This window comes from Dietzia timorensis, from assembly GCF_001659785.1.
GTDB classification, from domain to species: Bacteria; Actinomycetota; Actinomycetes; order Mycobacteriales; family Mycobacteriaceae; genus Dietzia; species Dietzia timorensis.
On record NZ_CP015961.1, the window covers coordinates 1,109,567 to 1,126,261 of the forward strand.

Consider the following 16,695-nt stretch of genomic DNA (forward strand, 5'->3'; position numbering starts at 1 on the left):
CATGCTCGGCGCCATCGCGGACCTCGTCGCGCCCAGGACGTGCGCGGGCTGCGGCGTTCGCGGCGAGGCGCTGTGCGCGGCATGCCGGACCGAGTTGCGCGGCTCGCCCCTACGCGTTCGCCTGCGCGCAGACGTGCCGGTTCCGGTGTTCGCCTGCGGTCGGTACGGCGGAGCCTCGCAGGCGGTGATCAACGCCTACAAGGAACAGGGACGCACCGAGCTATCCCGAGGGCTCGGTGACAGCGCTGCGCAGCTGCTCTGGGAGCTCATCGACCTCGGCGAGATCCCGGAGCCACATGACACTCCGCTGGCCCTCGTGCCCGCGCCCGCGAGCGCGTCCGCCATCCGCCGTCGCGGCTTCGACCACATCGCACGCTGGACGGAGCGAACGACGCGGGTGCTCTCGGCCTCGCTTCCGCCCGGCTCCGTCGTCATGACACAGGCGTTGCAGGTGCGGGGGAGGGTGCGCGACGCCGCGGGCTTGTCGGCCGGTGCGCGTGCGGAGAATCTCGCCGGAAGTATCGTCGCCGCGCCGCTGCGGATCCTCGGTGGCGACGACCCCGCGAAAGTGTGGGCGCAGATGCGGGACGGAACGCGGCACGTGATTGTTGTCGACGACGTCGTGACCACCGGCGCGACGATGGCCGAATGCGTACGCGCGCTTGCGCGGATCGGGCTGAGAACCGATTCCGCGGTGGCCTTGCGCGCAGCGTGATCGTGGCCTGATCGGGTGCCCGCGAAACATGGCACGAGCAAATTCGATCGACCGCGACACCCGCGCGTCGAGAAGGGTTAAAGTGAGTTACGGGAAGGAATACAGTTCTTCCTCTTCCGGTTAACTCTAGCCGCGGGGTCGGGGTTTCCTTCCTGGTCAAGACAGTTCACGTTGCCTCGTGGACCTGCGACCGCATTCCGCGAGGCCGGAGTAGGAGGAGCTTCCTATGTCGAAGACCCCCGTAGTCGAGCTTGATCCCCGGACCTTCGATGGTCCCGAGGTCGAAGGTGCCGAGGAACTCGAGGCCACGGTGCGCATTCGCGGCCGAAATGTCGAGGTTCCCGACCATTTCGTCGACCGCATTCACAACAAGCTCTCGCCGGTCGAGAAGATGAATCCCAACACCATCACTCGATTCGACGTCGTTCTCTTGCACGAAAAGAATCCGCGGCACGGTGATACCGCGCAGCGACTGGAGATCACGGTGCGTTCGCGGTCGGGGGTCGCCCGCGCAGAAGCCGCGGAAGACACCTTCTACAACGCACTCGACTCGGCGGTGGCCAAACTGATGCGCCAGATTCGTAAGGCGCGGACGCGGAAGAAGATCAGCCACTCGGGGCACCGCCGCCCGACGTCCGTGGCAGAGGCGACCGCCGAGCTTTCGGAAATGTCCGCGTCGATCGAGGCGATCGAGGAAAACACCGCGAGCGACGCCGCCGACGAGCACGACGACGAGGGGCCGGGCCAGGTGGTCCGCAACAAGTCCTACAGCGGCGAACCGATGTCGGTTGACGACGCTCTGTCCCAGATGGAGCTGGTCGGCCACGATTTCTACCTGTTCCGCGACGTGGAGACGGGTCTTCCGAGTGTCGTTTACCGGCGCAAGGCCTTCGACTACGGGTTGATTTCGTTGAATGAGGAGGGCACGACGAGCCCCGGATCAGACGAGCGCGACGATTCCGCGCTCCTCGGCTGACGACACGAGGGAACTTCGGCGTCCGCATCGTCCCTGTATGAGGGGTGCGGGCGCCGTTGTCGTGTGCGCCGTCGGTATGGAGCTCAGCCCATAAGGCGACTACGATGGGCGAAGGCGTGCTCCCGCGCGGACACGATGCCGCTCTTTTTCGAGGTGGCAGGCAGGTCGCCGACCGGCGGATGCCCTCGCGGGCACATGAGACATATTGACCAAACCTCAGGGGACGTATTTAGCTGTGGCCGTTCTACAAAAGATCATGCGCGTTGGCGAAGGCCGGAAACTCAAGGCCTATAAGGGTCTTGCCGAGGCCGTCATCGCGAAGTCCGATGAGATGGAAGCGCTGAGCGACGCCGAGCTCCAGGGCAAGACCGACGAGTTCAAAAAGCGTGTGGAAGAGGGCGAGTCCCTCGACGATCTCCTCATCGAGGCGTTTGCGGTGGCCCGCGAGGCCTCGTACCGCGTGCTCGGGCAGAAGCACTTCAAGGTGCAGGTCGTCGGCGGCATCGCGCTGTTCGCGGGCAATGTGGCGGAGATGAAGACCGGTGAGGGCAAGACCCTCACCTGTGTGCTCCCCGCGTACCTCACCGCTCTCGGCGGCAAGGGCGTCCACGTCGTCACCGTCAACGACTACCTCGCCAAGCGTGACTCGGAGTGGATGGGCCGCGTGCACAGGTGGCTCGGACTGTCCGTCGATGCGATCGTCTCTCAGCAGTCTCCTGATCAACGCCGCGAGGCTTACAACTGCGATATCACGTACGGAACGAACAACGAGTTCGGCTTCGACTACCTGCGCGACAACATGGCGATGCGCATTTCCCAGCGCGTCCAGCGCGGCCACAACTACGCGATCGTCGATGAGGTCGATTCGATCCTCATCGACGAGGCTCGTACCCCGTTGATCATCTCGGGACCCGCCGATGCCACGTCGACGCGCTGGTACAAGGAATTTGCGCGCCTCGCGCCGCTCATGAAGCTCGATGAGCACTACGAAGCGGACCAGAAGAAGCGCACCATCGGTATCCACGAGGCGGGCGTGGAGTTCGTCGAGGACCAGCTCGGTATCGACAACCTCTACGAGTCCGCGAACTCGCCGCTGATCAGTTACCTGAACAACTCCATCAAGGCCAAGGAGCTGTTCAGCAAGGACAAGGACTACATCGTCCGCAAGGGCGAGGTCGTCATCGTCGACGAGTTCACCGGCCGCGTGCTCGACGGGCGCCGCTACAACGAGGGCATGCACCAGGCAATCGAGGCGAAGGAAGGCGTCGAGATCAAGGCGGAGAACCAGACTCTCGCCACGATCACGCTGCAGAACTACTTCCGCCTCTACGACAAGCTCGCGGGGATGACCGGTACCGCCGAGACCGAGGCTGCCGAGCTGCACCAGACCTACAAGCTCGACGTCGTCCCGATTCCCACGAACCGGGAGGTCCAGCGCGACGATCAGTCCGATCTCATCTACAAGACCGAGGCGGCGAAGTTCGCTGCGGTCGTCGAGGAGATCGCCGAGCGGGTGGAGAAGAAGCAGCCGGTGCTCGTCGGTACGGCGAGCGTCGATCGCTCCGAGTACCTGTCTCGTCTGCTTAACAAGCGGGGCATCGATCACCACGTCCTCAACGCGAAGTACCACGCCTCGGAGGCACAGATCATCGCCCAGGCCGGCCGCCCCGGCGCCGTGACCGTGGCGACGAACATGGCCGGCCGCGGCACCGATATCGTGCTCGGCGGTAACCCCGATATCCTCGCCGACCTCAATCTCCGCAAGCGAGGACTCGATCCGGTGGAGAACCCGGAAGAGTACGAGGCCGCGTGGGACGAAGAGATCGAGCGGATGAAGCGCCTGACAAAGGAAGAGGGCGAGAAGGTTCGCGAGGCCGGCGGTCTCTACGTGCTCGGCACCGAGCGCCACGACTCTCGCCGCATCGACAACCAGCTTCGCGGCCGTTCAGGTCGACAGGGCGATCCGGGTGTATCCCGCTTCTTCCTCTCGCTCGGCGACGAACTCCTTCGTCGCTTCAACGGTGCGGCGGTCGAGGGCATCATGAACCGGATGCGCTTGCCCGACGATGTCCCGATTGACGCGAAGATCGTCTCGCGCACCGTGAAGAACGCGCAGTCGCAGGTCGAGGCGCAGAACTTCGAGATGCGTAAGAACGTTCTCAAGTACGACGAGGTGATGAACGCCCAGCGCAAGGAGATCTACAAGCAGCGCAACGAGATCCTCGAAGGCGAGGACATCCACCTGCAGATCGAGAGCTACATCTACCGAGTCGTCGAGGCGTACGTCGCCGGAGCGACGTCCGAGGGCTACTACGAGGACTGGGATCTCGACAAGCTCTGGGAGGCGCTCGGCAAGCTCTACCCGGTGGGAATCGATTACAATGAGTTGCACGACGGATCCGATTACGGCCCGGCAGGAGACCTGAGCGCCAGCGATCTCCGCGAGGCCGTGCTCGACGACGTCTACGCCGCGTACGACCGCCGCGAGGAGGAGGTCATCGCCGCATCCGGCCTGACCGGCGAAGGCGCCGACGAGTCGATGCGCGACCTCGAGCGCAACATCATGCTCCAGACGCTCGACCGTAAGTGGCGAGAGCACCTCTACGAGATGGACTACCTCAAGGAAGGTATCGGTCTGCGCGCGATGGCGCAGCGCGATCCTCTCGTCGAGTACCAGCGCGAGGGCTTCGACATGTTCACCCAGATGCTCGAGGGGCTGCGAGAGGAGACCGTCGGTTTCGTGTTCAACGCGAAGCTGCCGGAGGTCCAGACCGGGCCGTCGGCGGCTCAGGCCGCCGCGCTCGCGATGAGCGGAATGGGTGGAGTCGACACCAAGCAGCTGGAGTTCACCGGACCGAACGAGTCCGGCGACGCTGCCGAGATCGACGAGGCCGTCTCGGGCAACAATCGCTCGGAGCGCCGCGCCGCCGAACGCGAGGAAAAGCGTGCGGCTCGCCGCGAGCGACTGAGCGCTCTCGACGCCGAGGCGGCGTCCAAGAAGAAGCGCAAGGCCAACCGCTGATCTGACAGAGCGCTGCGCCTGAGCTAAATCGGCATGCGCAGCGCGGTACAGGTGACCCGGCCATCCCTGGCCTCCATGTGGGCGGCGACTGCGAACAGTCGCCGCCCGCGCGCATATGTGGCGCACACCTCGATCCACGAGGTGTGCGCCTTCTGCGTATGTGCCTGTGACCTCGAAACTGTGGCATGGACGGTGCGTACCTGGGCGGCGTTCGCCGGGCGGTGCCTGACCTTGGCAAGGCGAGTCACCTGCAGCAGCGGAGCAGTGGCGAGCAGGGGCGACAAGGTGGCGGGCGAACGCCGGCCGTCGATGACCTCCAGAACCGCGACGAGAACCCGGCGTGCCGCCTGTTCGGCATCCACATGGGAGATGGGAGGAGATGTCTTCGGCGCAGACGCGTGTTCCGCCGAACCGGATGGTTTTATGGGGCGAGCGTCCGACGGATGGGCGTTGGTCCCGGTCTCGGCCGTGGCTCCACTAGGCCCGTCTCGGGCGGCTTCGCGGTGGACGCGGAACAGCTTTGCGCCCGTATCGACCTCCCACTCCGGTTCGCAGGGGACAGCCCGCTCGACCGCCCCGACTCCTTCCGGGGGCGCGGGTGGGGCGGCGTGTGCCATGTGCGCGGGCATGAGTCCTCCGATGTGCTCGCCGCTACCGGCGCTGCAGTTTTCGCGGTTGTGTCTGCCGATGTTAGTGCCCGGGGATCGGGGGATGGGGTCGCTACATGTGGTGCACTGCAGGTCCGACGTCATGCGCGGTGGGTCATTGGCCTGGGAAAACGCCTCCGCGTGGCGGCGCATGGGGAGCGCCGACGCGGCGCGGTGGCCCGGCGGGGACCCGGGCGCATGCAGGCTAAACCAAAGCAGCATAAAGTTGTGGGCATGCGAGGACTAATCGTGGACTACGTCGGCGTGCTTGACGGCACGGAGGAAGATCGACAGGGCTGGCGGGAGCTGCTGGGCGCGATTCGCGACAGCGACGTCAAGCTCGCGGTGTTGAGCAATGAGCCCGAGGGCCCGGGCGCGGAACGGGTGAAGGCCGATGCCGCGTGGTACGGCGTCGAGAATGTGTTCCTGTCGGGCGAGACCGGGGTGGAAAAGCCGGACCCGCAGGCGTTCGAGGGCGCGGCGGATCAGCTCGGCCTCAGCCCCAAGGAGTGCGTGCTCGTGGACGATGCGATCGAAAACGTCCATGGGGCTGTCCAGATCGGTATGATCGGCGTGTTCTACCAGGCGCTGGAGCGACAAGCAGTCGAGCTGCGGAGCCTGTTTGGTCTAAACCGCTAAAGGGGCCGGCATGGCGAGACGTATTGAGGTATCCGACGTTGCGCTGATCGGCAGTAACACCGCTTTGTCTCGAAGCGGCGCTATCTGCTCGATCTCCGTGATCGAACGACCACGCGGCTGGGACATGAACACCCTGATGGAGTTCGTCGATTCCCGGCTGGCCTCTGCGCCTCGCTACCGCCAGAAGATCCGCTCGGTGCCGTTGATGTTCGGCCGCTCGGTGTGGGTCGATGACCAGGATTTCGACCTGAGTTTCCACGTACGGCGCAGCGCGCTGCCCGAGCCCGGCGGGCTCCGCCAGCTCGCGGAACTCGTCGCACGGCTGATCGACAGGCCGCTGGAGACATCCCGCCCGCTGTGGGAGCTCTACCTCATCGAAGGCTTCGCCGACGGCCGCATCGCCGTGCTGTCGAAGACGCACCAGGCGCTGGTCGACGGACGCGATTTTCTCGACCTCACCCAGATCGTGCTCGGAGATACGCCGGCGAACAAGGACGAGATCGAGGTGCCGACATGGACACCGTCCAGCACGCCGAGTAACGGTGTGCTCGTCGTCGACGCGTTGACCTCGCTCGTGGCCGATCCGCTCGATCCGCTGCGCCGTATGGCAGGCGGAATCGAGAGGGCCGAGAAGGCCGCGATGTCCATCGTGAGCGCGGCAACCGCGCCGCTCCGCCCCAGCCACGGCGGCGTCGCGGAGACCTTCCACACCCGCCGGGCCACCGGTTCGCGAGTCGGCCTCGCCTCCTTCCCTCTCGCCTCGGTGCGCGGGATCGCGCGGCGGCACCAGTGCACCGTCAACGACGTGGTGCTCAGTGTTCTGTGCGGCGCGCTGCGCTCATGGATCCAGTCGTGGGGCCGGCCGCTGGCGACCTCCGACGTGCTCAACGTGATGGTGCCGCTCGCGGTGCGGGCAGGATCCACCGAGGACGGCGAGGAGTCCCCACTGGGCGAGGAGCTGCTCGATGCCGCCGGTGTGGAGGACACCGAGATGGCCTCGGTCGTGATGCCCCTGCCGGTGGGCGAGACGAATCCGCGCGTGCGCCTGGCCCAGATCGCTCGCGAGACCGCGGCGTTCGCAAGCGCACCCAATGCCGTCGGCGCGCAGGCGATGGCCGGTTTTGGCGGCTTCGCCCCGAGCACCCTGCACGCTCTCGGCGTGCGCGCGGCGAGGCTCGTCCCCGAGGGCAGCTATGACCTGATCGTCACGAACGCGCCGGGGCCACAGCACCGCATGTACTGGGCCGAAGGCGAGCTGTTCGAAATGTATCCGGTGCCCGCGCTCCTTCCAGGACAGGGGCTTGCCGTTGCTCTCACCAGTTACGACGGCACTGTGTACGCCGGATTCACCTCGGACCGGTCCGTGGTTCCCGATGTCGACGAGATCGGCGAGCTTATCGCCGCGTCCATCGAAGAACTCGAGGAAACCGAACCGTATCTCTCCCGCGGTCGCCGCGCGGAGACGAATTAATAGAGCCGCCGGTACGTTGGCACGAGAGGAAGCGTTCCGGGCCGCGCCCGGAGCATCGACGTAAGAAAAGGACACCTGAAGCCACCGTGCGCGTATTCATTCCCGCCACCTTTTCCATGCTCCGCACCCTTGTCGACGACGGCGAGATGCCGGTGCGCAGCGGCACCGGGTTCGCAGCGACTCCGACGCTCACCGAATCCTTCTCCGAGGGCGACCAGGAGGAGATCGAACACGTCGCGTTTACCGAGGCATCCCGGGCGAGCCTGCGCCTGCTGCAGGCCGAGGGCGTCGGTACCGATGACGCCGAAGTTCCCGCTCGCCGGGTGGTCGTGAGCGTCGATCTCCCCGATCGGGCGGTCACGCTGCGCCCGGATCTCGACGACGCCGTCGTCCGCCTCGAGACCCCGGTCGTGGCGAACAAGGTGCTCCGCGCCATCCACGTCGATCTCGACAGCAACGCCGACACCGTCGTCAAGGCCGTCGAAGTGATCGACGAAGCCGACCTCGGAGAAGAAGACGCCGAGCTGACCGTCGGCGACGCCGTCGATCTCGATCTCGCGTGGTTCGACCCCGTCGAGTTGCCGTTCCTCGTCGAACTCGGCTGAGCAGCCCTACTCGGTGGGGCCGAGTGCCCACTGGTCGTTGGATTCCAGCGTGGCCAGCAATTCGCGGACGGCCATCGCCCGCCGGTGGACAGCCGGATCGGAGATCTCGTCGAACGCGCACTCGGGGTCCGCGGGAGGGCCGAGATGCGTGCAGCCGCGCGGACAATTTTCTGCGACCGAGGCAAGGTCGGAAAACGCGTCGAGAACGTTCTCGGGCTTGATGTGCGCGAGTCCGAACGAGCGGATTCCCGGCGTGTCGATAACCCAGCCCCCGCCGGGAAGACGAAGCGCGACCGATTTGGTCGACGTGTGGCGCCCCTTTCCGACTCCGGACACGGCGCTGGTCGCGCGATCGGCATCGGGGACCAGGCGATTGACGAGCGTCGACTTGCCTACCCCGGAGTGGCCGATCAGCGCGGACACGTCTCCGCGGAGCATGTCTCGGAGATCGCCGAGTTCGTCGTCGACGCCGACGGTGACGACGGGAAGGTCGAGAGCGGTGAACTCGGCGGCGAACTTCTCCGGATCGGCGAGATCCGATTTCGTGATGCCGAGAACCGGCTGCAGCCCGCCGGCGTAGGCCGCGACGAGCGCGCGGGCGACGAATCCGGTACGCGGTGGGGGATCGGCCGCGGCGACGACTATGAGCAGGTTCCGCGCATTGGCGACCACTATGCGCTCGAAAGGGTCGTTGTCGTCGGCGGTTCTCCGCAGCACGGAGGAACGCTCGGACACCTTGACGATGCGGGCGAGCGAGCCTGGTGCGCCTGACATATCGCCGACTATTCCGACCTCGTCGCCGACAACGATCGGCGTGCGGCCGAGCTCACGCGCACGCATCGCGACGACCTCGACCCCCGCGTCGTCGCCGCCCGCGAGGACACAACCCCACCGGCCGCGATCGACGGACACGACCATCGCCGCGCGCGCGTCGTCGTGTGTGGGCCGCCGCTTGGAGCGCGGGCGCGACCCCTTGCCCGGGCGCACCCGGACATCGGATTCGTCGAAATCGGCCGCGCGCCGTGCCACTACTTCTCGCCCCCGGTGAGCATCGCGTCCCATAGTCCGGTGAAGTCGGGCATGGTTTTCGACGTCGATGCAATGTCATCGACCATCACGCCGGGCACGATGAGCCCGAGTATCGCCCCGGCCGTCGCCATGCGATGGTCGGCGTAGGCATGCCACGTTCCGGCCTGGAGCGGCCGCGGAAAGATTCGTAGTCCGTCCTCGAGCTCGTCGACCTGCCCTCCGAGCCCGCGAATCTCGGCAGCCAACGCCGCGAGCCGGTCGGTTTCGTGCCCCCGCAGATGTGCGATCCCGCGAAGCGACGTCTCTCCGGTGGAAACCGCGGCGAGCGCGGCGATCGTCGGCGTCAGCTCGCCGACCGCGGACAGGTCCAGTGTCGTTCCCCGCAGTCCGCTCGTCGTGCCGCCGAGCGCAGGCGGACCGGTCACCACGCACGTGGCAACCCCGGCCGACTCATCGACGTCCTCCCAACGAACGTCCGCGCCCATCTGCACGCAGATGTCCCGGAAGGCGTCGCCGGCCTGTGTCGTCGACAGAGGCCACAACGGAATCCGAACCTCACCGCCGGTGACGGCGGCGGCCGCCATGAACGGAGTCGCATTCGAAAGATCCGGCTCGATCACCCAGTCGTGCCCCGCGATCGGTCCTGGAGCGACCTCCCACACGCCCTCGGCGGGGCTGCGCGCGTCGACGCCCACCGAACGCAAAACCTCGAGGGTCATGTCTATATGCGGCTGGGAGGGAACCGCGCCCTTGCCGACGTGGCGGATCCGAAGGCCCTGATCGAACCGGGCGGCCGCGAGCAGCAGGCCGGAGACGAACTGCGAGGACGCCGAGGAATCGAGCTCGATCTCCCCGCCGGCGAGCCGCCCCGTGCCGGTGAGCCGGAACGGCAGCGCGTTGCCGTCGACGCCGACCCCGAGCGCGCGCAGCGCGTCGAGCATGGTGCTCTGTGGACGGGTGCGCGCGGCCGGATCGCCGTCGAACACCGATTCCCCGGATGCGAGCGCGGCAACCGGGGGTACGAAGCGCATCACCGTTCCCGCCAGGCCACAGTCGATTTCCGCCCCATGAAGCGGCCCCGGGGCGACGGTCACCGTATCGCCGTCGCCGGAAATGTGCGCACCCAACGAGCGCAGCGCCCCGATCATGAGCTCGGTATCGCGGCTACGCAGCGTCCCGGTCAGCGTCGAGGGGGAGTCGGCGAGCGCGGCAAGTACGAGCGCCCGGTTGGTGAGCGATTTCGAACCGGGTACGCGCACACTCGCGCGGACGGCGGCGGGCGCGGTCGGCGCGCTCCAGTGGGCCGCGGATTCGGCGGGGGCGTTATTCATGTCCCCATTGTCGCCCATCCCGGCTTCCGTGCGGGTGAATGGTCGCCTCCACCTGCCCAAGTCGTGGCACGATTGGACGCATGTGTGGGCGATACTCCTTGCAATCGGACCCGGCGCAACTCGCGGTGGACCTCGACGCGCTTGATCTGGCTTCCAAGCCGGCTGCCGGCAACGTCCCCGCCGAGGGCCCGCGCGCGCCGCGCTTCAACATCGCTCCCACCACGACGATCCCGGCGCTTACCTCGGGCGAAGAGAACCGCGAGCTCCTCGCGATGCGCTGGGGGCTCGTCCCGTCGTGGACCAAGGATCCGCGGGACCTGCCGAATCTCTTCAACGCCAGGTCCGAGACCGCCGCGACCAAGCCGTCCTTCCGCTCCGCGGTGCGCCGCCGTCATGCCGTGGTGCCGATGGATGGCTGGTACGAATGGGTGCCCGCACCCGCCCAGCAAGAAGGCGGCAAGAAGGGGCCGAAGCAGCCGTTCTTCATGTCGCTACCCGGCGACTCGGGGCTGCACATGGCGGCGCTGTGGGAGCGCTGGACCATGCCCGCCGCCGATGACGACGCCGCTCCCGATCTCTTCGCCCACGCCGACTCCGGCGACGCGGAACAGCATCCGGAACGGGTCATGTACTCGTGCACGATCCTCACCACCGAGGCCCTTGGACCGCTGCGCGCGGTCCACCACCGCATGCCGCTCGTCGTGCCGCCGGAAAAGCTCGACGCGTGGCTCGATCCCGAGATCATCACCGTCCCGCTCGACCTCGTCGACGGCGACGAGCTGACGGCGTGGGCGGAGACCATCGAGATCCGTCCGGTTTCGCGGGCGGTGTCGAACGTCCGCAACGACGGTCCCGAACTCCTCGAGCCCGTGCCCAGCCCCGAGTGGTTCCACGCCGGCTAGTGTGTCGCGATACCGGCGATTCTCGCGCCGGTTAGCGCGATGAAGTCGGCGGGAGCCATCTCGATCTCGAGCCCGCGCTTGCCGCCGGAGAAGAAGATCGACTCGTCCGACAGGCGGGCGAGCTCCGCCGCCTCGTCGATCACGGTCGGCAGGGCTTTCTTCTGCCCGAGGGGAGAAACGCCGCCGAGCACGTATCCGGTTACCCGCTGCGCCTCGTCCTTATCTGCCATCGATGCCTTGGACGCGCCGAAGGTGGCGGCGACGGCCTTGAGGTCGAGGTGCGCGTCGACGGGCACCATCGCTACGCCCAGAGCGCTCGGGGAACCCGACCCCGAGAGTGCGACGACGAGTGTTTTGAAGATCCGCTCCGCCGGCGCCTCCGCGCGGTCGGACATGACCTCCGCGGCCTCGGCCCCGAAATCGGTGCCGGTGGATTCGTATGTGTGCGTCGTGTGCCGGACCCCCGCCTCGGAGAGGACCCGCAGTGCCGGCGTCGCGGCGGCATTCGACTTCTTGCCCATGAGTATCGAGACTACTCCCGCGGGACGATGGTCCAGGTCCTGCGGCGCGGGATTTTCGGCGCCCGGACTCGGGAATACCTTTCCCCGGCGCTGCGTTGAATCGGGGTGAATCGATGCGTTCTGCGGGGAGGGAGATTGCCGGTGAACAGCGTGCTCGAATCGCCCAGGGTTTCTGGCGACATGCGTGAGCCAGTCGGCGGGGTCGTGCGTCTAGACTCGTACGCACGGTCTGCGAAAGGAGCCCGGGTGACGGACGAGAAGTCCCCGACGAACGCCGAGAAGGCGGACGAGTTCCAGGAACTCGCCATGCCTCTGCTCGACCAGCTCTACGGCGCGGCGCTTCGGATGACGCGCAATCCGGCAGACGCCGAGGACCTGGTCCAGGAGGCGTATGCGAAGGCCTTCAGCGCGTTCCACACCTTCAAGCGCGGCACGAACTTCCGTGCCTGGATGCACCGCATCCTCACCAACGCGTACATCAACCACTACCGCAAGCGTCAGCGCCAACCGGCACAGTATCCGACCGAGGAGATCAGCGACTGGGAGTACGCGGCCGCTGCCGAGCACAGCTCCACGGGGCTTCGCTCAGCCGAAGTGGAGGCCATGGACAGGCTTCCGGACGATGAGATCAAGACTGCGCTGGCCGAACTTCCCGAGGAGTTCCGGATGGCGGTGTACTACGCCGACGTCGAAGGGCTGCCGTACAAGGAGATCGCCGACATCATGGACACGCCGTTGGGCACCGTGATGAGCCGCCTGCACCGCGGTCGCAAGCAATTGCGTGAGTCTCTCCACGACGTCGCGGTCGATCGCGGTTTCGCGAGAGAGGAGGCGTAGGACGATGGGAGCTCACAACTCAGGGGGCCATTGCGACGCGCTTCGGCGCGAGCTGCTTCGACTAGAAGCCGAGCCTGGCACGCAGGAACAGTGCAGGGAGATTCGGCACGAGCTGGAGAACTGTTGTCCCGACTGTGCCGATACCGTCGCCGCCGACGAGCTCTTCAAGCGGATGTTGTCGCGCTCGTGCAATGAGAGAGCGCCGGAGCAGCTGCGGCGGAAGGTCGACCAATGGTTCCAGGAAACGTGCTATTCGTCTCGTACCGTGATCGAGCAGGACGCCGATGGGACTCGGATTATGCATCAACAGTCCCGCAGCACCCGGTACAGGACCGACTGACGGGCAGATAGTTGTGAATTGAGCGGCGCCCGCCGTCACCACCGAAGATGGTGACCGGCGGGCGCCGTTTTCTCTAGGCTCCGTTAGGAGTTAGGCCGCTTGCCGTGGTTGGCATTGGACTTGCGGCGAGCCTTCTTCTTACGACCACGCTTGCCCATGGTGACTCCTTTCCGTTCGCGAACAAAGAACAAGGAGTCGATTATCGCACGCAGAACAGCGAGGACGGTAAAAAGGCTGCATCGGAGTCCATTCGGTGCGCCGAGTGTTTCCGGCTAAACAGTTCGGTGAGGGGCGGGGACGCAGGTGACCGTGAAGGGGTGAATACACGCCCGAGGGACGAACTGTGATTTCATGGTTGCTAGATAACACACGCTGTTGATTGAGTGAGCGCGCCCGGTGTGGCGGTGAGGAGCAACCCATGGCCGAGAAGGTATCCGCCGAAATGGTGGCGAGCATTCTGCAGGTCCAGGTGGCCGTAGGGGATACGGTCGAGCCCGGACAGGCGGTTATCTTGCTTGAGTCGATGAAGATGGAGATTCCCGTGCTCACCGAGACCGGCGGGAAGGTTACGGGGATCTCGGTCGAAGTGGGGGACGTCGTTCAGGCCGGCGATCTTCTGGTGGAGATCGAATAGCCGGTTCGGCCCGGCATGCAAAGCGACGTGCGAGGCTTCGTGGTGAACACGAAACCTCGCACGTCGAATAGCTATGCAGGCGGGCCGGTGAATCCCGGCCGCGGGGTCGTTAGACCGCGGCGCGCGCGCGGGTGCGGCGGCGCTTGAGCGCACGGCGCTCGTCCTCGCTCATTCCACCCCAGACGCCGGCATCCTGGCCGGACTCGAGGGCCCAGGCGAGGCAGTCGGATGCGACCGGGCAGCGGTTGCAGACCTTCTTCGCCTCGCCGACCTGGGCAAGGGCGGGTCCGGAGTTACCGACCGGGAAGAACAGTTCGGGATCCTCATCGCGGCAGATGGCCTTGTGGCGCCAATCCATTAGACTCTCCTTGAAGTGAAGCTGAATTCAATGCTCGTGCCTTTGTCTTCGCAGCTTCCCAAGCCCCGGGGCCGAATTGTCGGCGCAGCAGAATAGAGGGCGCTATTGCGCCACCATGTTCTGTGCGGCTGATGGACCCGGTGTTGAGACGTACACAAGAGCGTGCCGCGGGACCGAAAGCGCGGGGGAGATACCTTCCTTAGAAGGCATGCGAGCAGTTGCTCGTTTTTCTCTCGGCGTGACTTATGCGATCTCCGCTGTGCGTGCGGCCCTACATCGCTGTAGAGGCTGGCGCGTCCTATTCTGCGAGGCAGTTTCGGAAGCCTTGGTGAAGGCTGGGCAAACTCTGCGTTACTGCGCTGTTACGAGATATCGTGCCACGTTCTGAATTGATGTCAATAGATTTTCGCCTCGAAGTGGCGTACTTCACTCAAGAAAATGACGAAATCGCCGTTGTCAAATCGTGCGCCCGCGATCGCCGGACTCCGTTGGTGGTGCCGGGCGGGGTTCTCGGCGTTGTCGCACCCTTGTCGCAGGTAGCGAAGTCAACTTGCTTTTCTTTCTCTCAGGTGTCTCGTTCGACTCTCGAAGAGACGTAATGCCAGCGGATTTGAAGATATGTTCCCAATTCCCACACCGAGAAAGGGAATTTCCGCGCAAGAAATGTCTACAAACACCGCCTACTTTAAATTAGGTAACGCTAATTCTTTGGGTGCGGAAGTTCGACCGTTCGTGCGTAACAGGCGGGTAGCCGTGCTTCGGTGCCCGCGAGTGTCCTAGCCTTGAGTGGTGACTAACAATTCCGAGCCGGTTCCGTACCCGCGTGACTTCGTGCCGCCGGGCGTGCGCATCGCCGGTGGCATCGCCACCGTGCAGGGCCTCGTCTTGCTCGGATTCGCTGTCTATCTCGTCGTGCACGCGCTGCTCGGACACCGGGAGGAGACCGTGCAGATCAGCGGATACGGAACGGCGATCTGGTTCGTCATCATGGGCGGCGCGGTGACGGCGGCCGCCATCGGGCTTCTCCGAAACAAGCGGTGGGGGCGTGGCCTGATCATCATCGCCCAGCTGGTGCTGCTTCCCGTTTCCTATTACCTTGGCGTCGGCTCGGAGCAGTGGGCCGCCGGAGTCATCGTCGGCGCATCAGCGATCGTCGTTCTCGTGTGCCTTTTTCGCCGCGAGTCGCTGGAGTGGTACGCAGCCTAACTGGTCGAATCGGTGAGTTGATACGCCGTGAGAAGCCCATCTTTCTGGACGTAGAGGATATTGCCGATCTGGGCGAGTCCGACCGGTTCGTCGCGCTGCGAGCGGAGGTCCAACTCGAAGGAACTGTCCACCTCGCCGGTGTCGATGTCGACGAAATTCAGCGCATCGCGGGAGGGCACGATCGCCTGCGTGGGAGTGAATCGTTCGTCCTGCTCCGCCGGAGTGAAACCGAAGCCGTGCCCGGGGCCCGTCGCGCCCTGCATGGACCACTGCATGTCGCCGATGCGAGCGTCGAAGGCGTGCGTCGTCTCGCCGTCGAACCAGCGGAACTGGGCAGGATCTCGAGAGACATTCTCGGGCGACGGCTTGAGGGCGGGCTCATGGTCGAGTGTGCCCAGCGACGTAGCGGATCCGCCGGAGTCGACGCGGACGAACATCCATTCACTGCCGCGTAGGGCGAGGCCCACGGAGTCGTTGGACTCGGTCAAGCCGATGTAGTGGAACTGATCGAGATCTGTGAGCGTCGAGGACACCTCCTCGGGCACGCGGCTGTCCTCCGGGACAGCCTTGGACACCGTGATCCGTACGGTGTCTTCGCCCGGGCAGCGCTCGGCGACCGCGAAATTCTCCGAGTTGAGATTCGCCGACTGGAACGAGCAGCCGCTGCGGGGCTGCTGCCCCGTTTCCTGCGGGGCGGGAACGTGACCGTATTCGACGGTGCGGACAAGGTCGTCGCGCCATAGTTCGAGCCGGTCGGGGCCGAGGACGAGCATATGAGACCAGCTCGTCCAGGCGGTCATGTCCTCGGAGAAGGCGCTCTGGCGGATTCCGTCGTACTTTCCATCAGAAGCCCGAAATGCGGTGGCATCGCTACACCCGGCCGGCCCCTGGAAAACAGTGACTATTCGGGAGTCGAAATAGGTCGCGTCGCACAGCGGGGTGTCGCGCGAGTACGACCACTCCTCGGATTTGATACCGGCTTCCCATGCCGTGAGGGCGTTTTCGCTCGTCGTGATGACATTCGACGAAGACACCAGCGGAGTGCCCACCGTGTCGTTCGGCGCGTCCCATTCCTCGCGCAGTGACGTGGGCATGGTGTTCGACGGCGCGTAATCGGGCTGCGTTTCCGCTGCTTCGTGATGCTCGGCCGTACGTGCCGAACCGGTGACAAGCGCAATTACCGCGACGAGCACCACGATCACCGCGATGGCGCCCACAGCGAGGAAGTCCGCCGTCCGTGCCCGTTCGGCGGGCACGCCGAAAAGCCCGGGCACGCCGAAACGTCGACGTGAGGCGCCCCGGCGGTGAGGCTCGGCGCCTTCCGGGGCGGCCTCTTCCGGCGCGGGTCCATCGGGGGATGGCTGTCCGGGGATTGGAGTACTGGGCACGAAGTGAGTCCTTGGCGGGTGGCGTGCAGGTGTCGGCGGCGGACGCTACGGCGAAGCCGGGTGATACGCGGCGG

18 protein-coding genes are annotated in these 16,695 nt (G+C 65.6%); 10 read left to right on the top strand and 8 right to left on the bottom strand.

All coding sequences use genetic code 11. The features are described from left to right. Position 1 precedes the first annotated feature (1 nt). From BJL86_RS05105 to secA, 3 genes are all read left to right on the top strand, one after another. Positions 2-715: a ComF family protein gene (locus tag BJL86_RS05105; protein WP_075845150.1), complete on the top strand. Its 714-nt coding sequence runs from the start codon at positions 2-4 to the stop codon at positions 713-715. 226 nt (positions 716-941) lie between these two features. Further along, on the top strand, positions 942-1,691 hold the full coding sequence (hpf, locus tag BJL86_RS05110; RefSeq protein WP_082908525.1) for a ribosome hibernation-promoting factor, HPF/YfiA family: 750 nt from the start codon (positions 942-944) through the stop codon (positions 1,689-1,691). Positions 1,692-1,947: 256 nt separating this feature from the next. Then, complete coding sequence (secA, locus tag BJL86_RS05115) at positions 1,948-4,713, top strand: preprotein translocase subunit SecA (protein ID WP_067474998.1); 2,766 nt, start codon at positions 1,948-1,950, stop codon at positions 4,711-4,713. Between the two features lie 23 nt (positions 4,714-4,736). Here secA and BJL86_RS17080 read toward each other — a convergent pair whose 3' ends face one another. Further along, positions 4,737-5,330, bottom strand: a complete 594-nt coding sequence (locus BJL86_RS17080) for an Rv3235 family protein (protein ID WP_156515317.1) — start codon at positions 5,328-5,330, stop codon at positions 4,737-4,739. Positions 5,331-5,558: 228 nt separating this feature from the next. Here BJL86_RS17080 and BJL86_RS05125 point away from each other — a divergent pair, with 228 nt between their 5' ends. The 3 genes from BJL86_RS05125 (at position 5,559) to BJL86_RS05135 (ending at position 8,075) form a co-directional block, all read left to right on the top strand. Next, complete coding sequence (locus BJL86_RS05125; protein ID WP_075845151.1) at positions 5,559-5,999, top strand: HAD family hydrolase; 441 nt, start codon at positions 5,559-5,561, stop codon at positions 5,997-5,999. Positions 6,000-6,009: 10 nt separating this feature from the next. After that, a complete protein-coding gene (locus BJL86_RS05130; RefSeq protein WP_067474827.1) occupies positions 6,010-7,470 on the top strand; it encodes a wax ester/triacylglycerol synthase family O-acyltransferase in 1,461 nt (486 codons plus the stop codon). Positions 7,471-7,556: 86 nt separating this feature from the next. Beyond that, a complete protein-coding gene (locus BJL86_RS05135) occupies positions 7,557-8,075 on the top strand; it encodes a DUF6912 family protein (RefSeq protein WP_067474830.1) in 519 nt (172 codons plus the stop codon). Between the two features lie 6 nt (positions 8,076-8,081). Here the strand turns inward: BJL86_RS05135 and rsgA are convergent, their stop codons facing one another. Both rsgA and aroA read right to left on the bottom strand, forming a co-directional pair. Next, the gene (gene rsgA / locus BJL86_RS05140; RefSeq protein WP_067474833.1) at positions 8,082-9,137 is read right to left on the bottom strand and encodes a ribosome small subunit-dependent GTPase A; all 1,056 of its coding nucleotides are present in this window, start codon (positions 9,135-9,137) and stop codon (positions 8,082-8,084) included. After that, positions 9,104-10,435, bottom strand: coding sequence for a 3-phosphoshikimate 1-carboxyvinyltransferase (gene aroA, locus BJL86_RS05145; RefSeq protein ID WP_067475002.1), 1,332 nt, complete (start codon positions 10,433-10,435; stop codon positions 9,104-9,106). The genes rsgA and aroA overlap by 34 nt, the downstream gene beginning before the upstream one ends. 80 nt (positions 10,436-10,515) lie before the next feature. Between aroA and BJL86_RS05150 the strand changes: the two genes are divergently transcribed. Continuing rightward, positions 10,516-11,337 carry an SOS response-associated peptidase gene (locus BJL86_RS05150; protein ID WP_067474836.1) on the top strand — a complete coding sequence of 274 codons (822 nt, stop codon included), beginning with the start codon at positions 10,516-10,518 and terminating at the stop codon, positions 11,335-11,337. Here the strand turns inward: BJL86_RS05150 and BJL86_RS05155 are convergent. Then, complete coding sequence (locus tag BJL86_RS05155; RefSeq protein WP_067474840.1) at positions 11,334-11,858, bottom strand: aminoacyl-tRNA deacylase; 525 nt, start codon at positions 11,856-11,858, stop codon at positions 11,334-11,336. The two genes, BJL86_RS05150 and BJL86_RS05155, sit on opposite strands and share 4 nt — an antisense overlap. A 180-nt stretch (positions 11,859-12,038) precedes the next feature. On the opposite strand from BJL86_RS05155, the gene BJL86_RS05160 reads away from it, so the two are divergent. Continuing rightward, entirely contained in the window at positions 12,039-12,695 is a 657-nt protein-coding gene (locus BJL86_RS05160; protein ID WP_067475004.1) for a sigma-70 family RNA polymerase sigma factor, read from the top strand. 61 nt (positions 12,696-12,756) lie between these two features. On the opposite strand, the gene BJL86_RS17085 is transcribed toward BJL86_RS05160, so the two are convergent. After that, positions 12,757-12,999, bottom strand: a complete 243-nt coding sequence (locus BJL86_RS17085; RefSeq protein ID WP_156515318.1) for a hypothetical protein — start codon at positions 12,997-12,999, stop codon at positions 12,757-12,759. Between the two features lie 119 nt (positions 13,000-13,118). Beyond that, a complete protein-coding gene (locus BJL86_RS17835; RefSeq protein WP_414836068.1) occupies positions 13,119-13,193 on the bottom strand; it encodes a 50S ribosomal protein bL37 in 75 nt (24 codons plus the stop codon). A 260-nt stretch (positions 13,194-13,453) separates the two neighbouring features. Here BJL86_RS17835 and BJL86_RS05170 point away from each other — a divergent pair, with 260 nt between their 5' ends. After that, complete coding sequence (locus BJL86_RS05170) at positions 13,454-13,669, top strand: biotin/lipoyl-binding carrier protein (protein ID WP_067474846.1); 216 nt, start codon at positions 13,454-13,456, stop codon at positions 13,667-13,669. A gap of 109 nt (positions 13,670-13,778) precedes the next feature. Here the strand turns inward: BJL86_RS05170 and BJL86_RS05175 are convergent, their stop codons facing one another. Then, a complete protein-coding gene (locus BJL86_RS05175; RefSeq protein WP_067474849.1) occupies positions 13,779-14,027 on the bottom strand; it encodes a WhiB family transcriptional regulator in 249 nt (82 codons plus the stop codon). A 789-nt stretch (positions 14,028-14,816) separates the two neighbouring features. Between BJL86_RS05175 and BJL86_RS05180 the strand changes: the two genes are divergently transcribed. Then, positions 14,817-15,233 (top strand): hypothetical protein, encoded by a 417-nt coding sequence (locus BJL86_RS05180; RefSeq protein WP_231887217.1) that lies wholly within the window; start codon positions 14,817-14,819, stop codon positions 15,231-15,233. Here the strand turns inward: BJL86_RS05180 and BJL86_RS05185 are convergent. Next, the gene (locus tag BJL86_RS05185) at positions 15,230-16,621 is read right to left on the bottom strand and encodes an Rv3212 family protein (RefSeq protein WP_156515319.1); all 1,392 of its coding nucleotides are present in this window, start codon (positions 16,619-16,621) and stop codon (positions 15,230-15,232) included. The two genes, BJL86_RS05180 and BJL86_RS05185, sit on opposite strands and share 4 nt — an antisense overlap. Between the last annotated feature and the right edge of the window lie 74 nt (positions 16,622-16,695).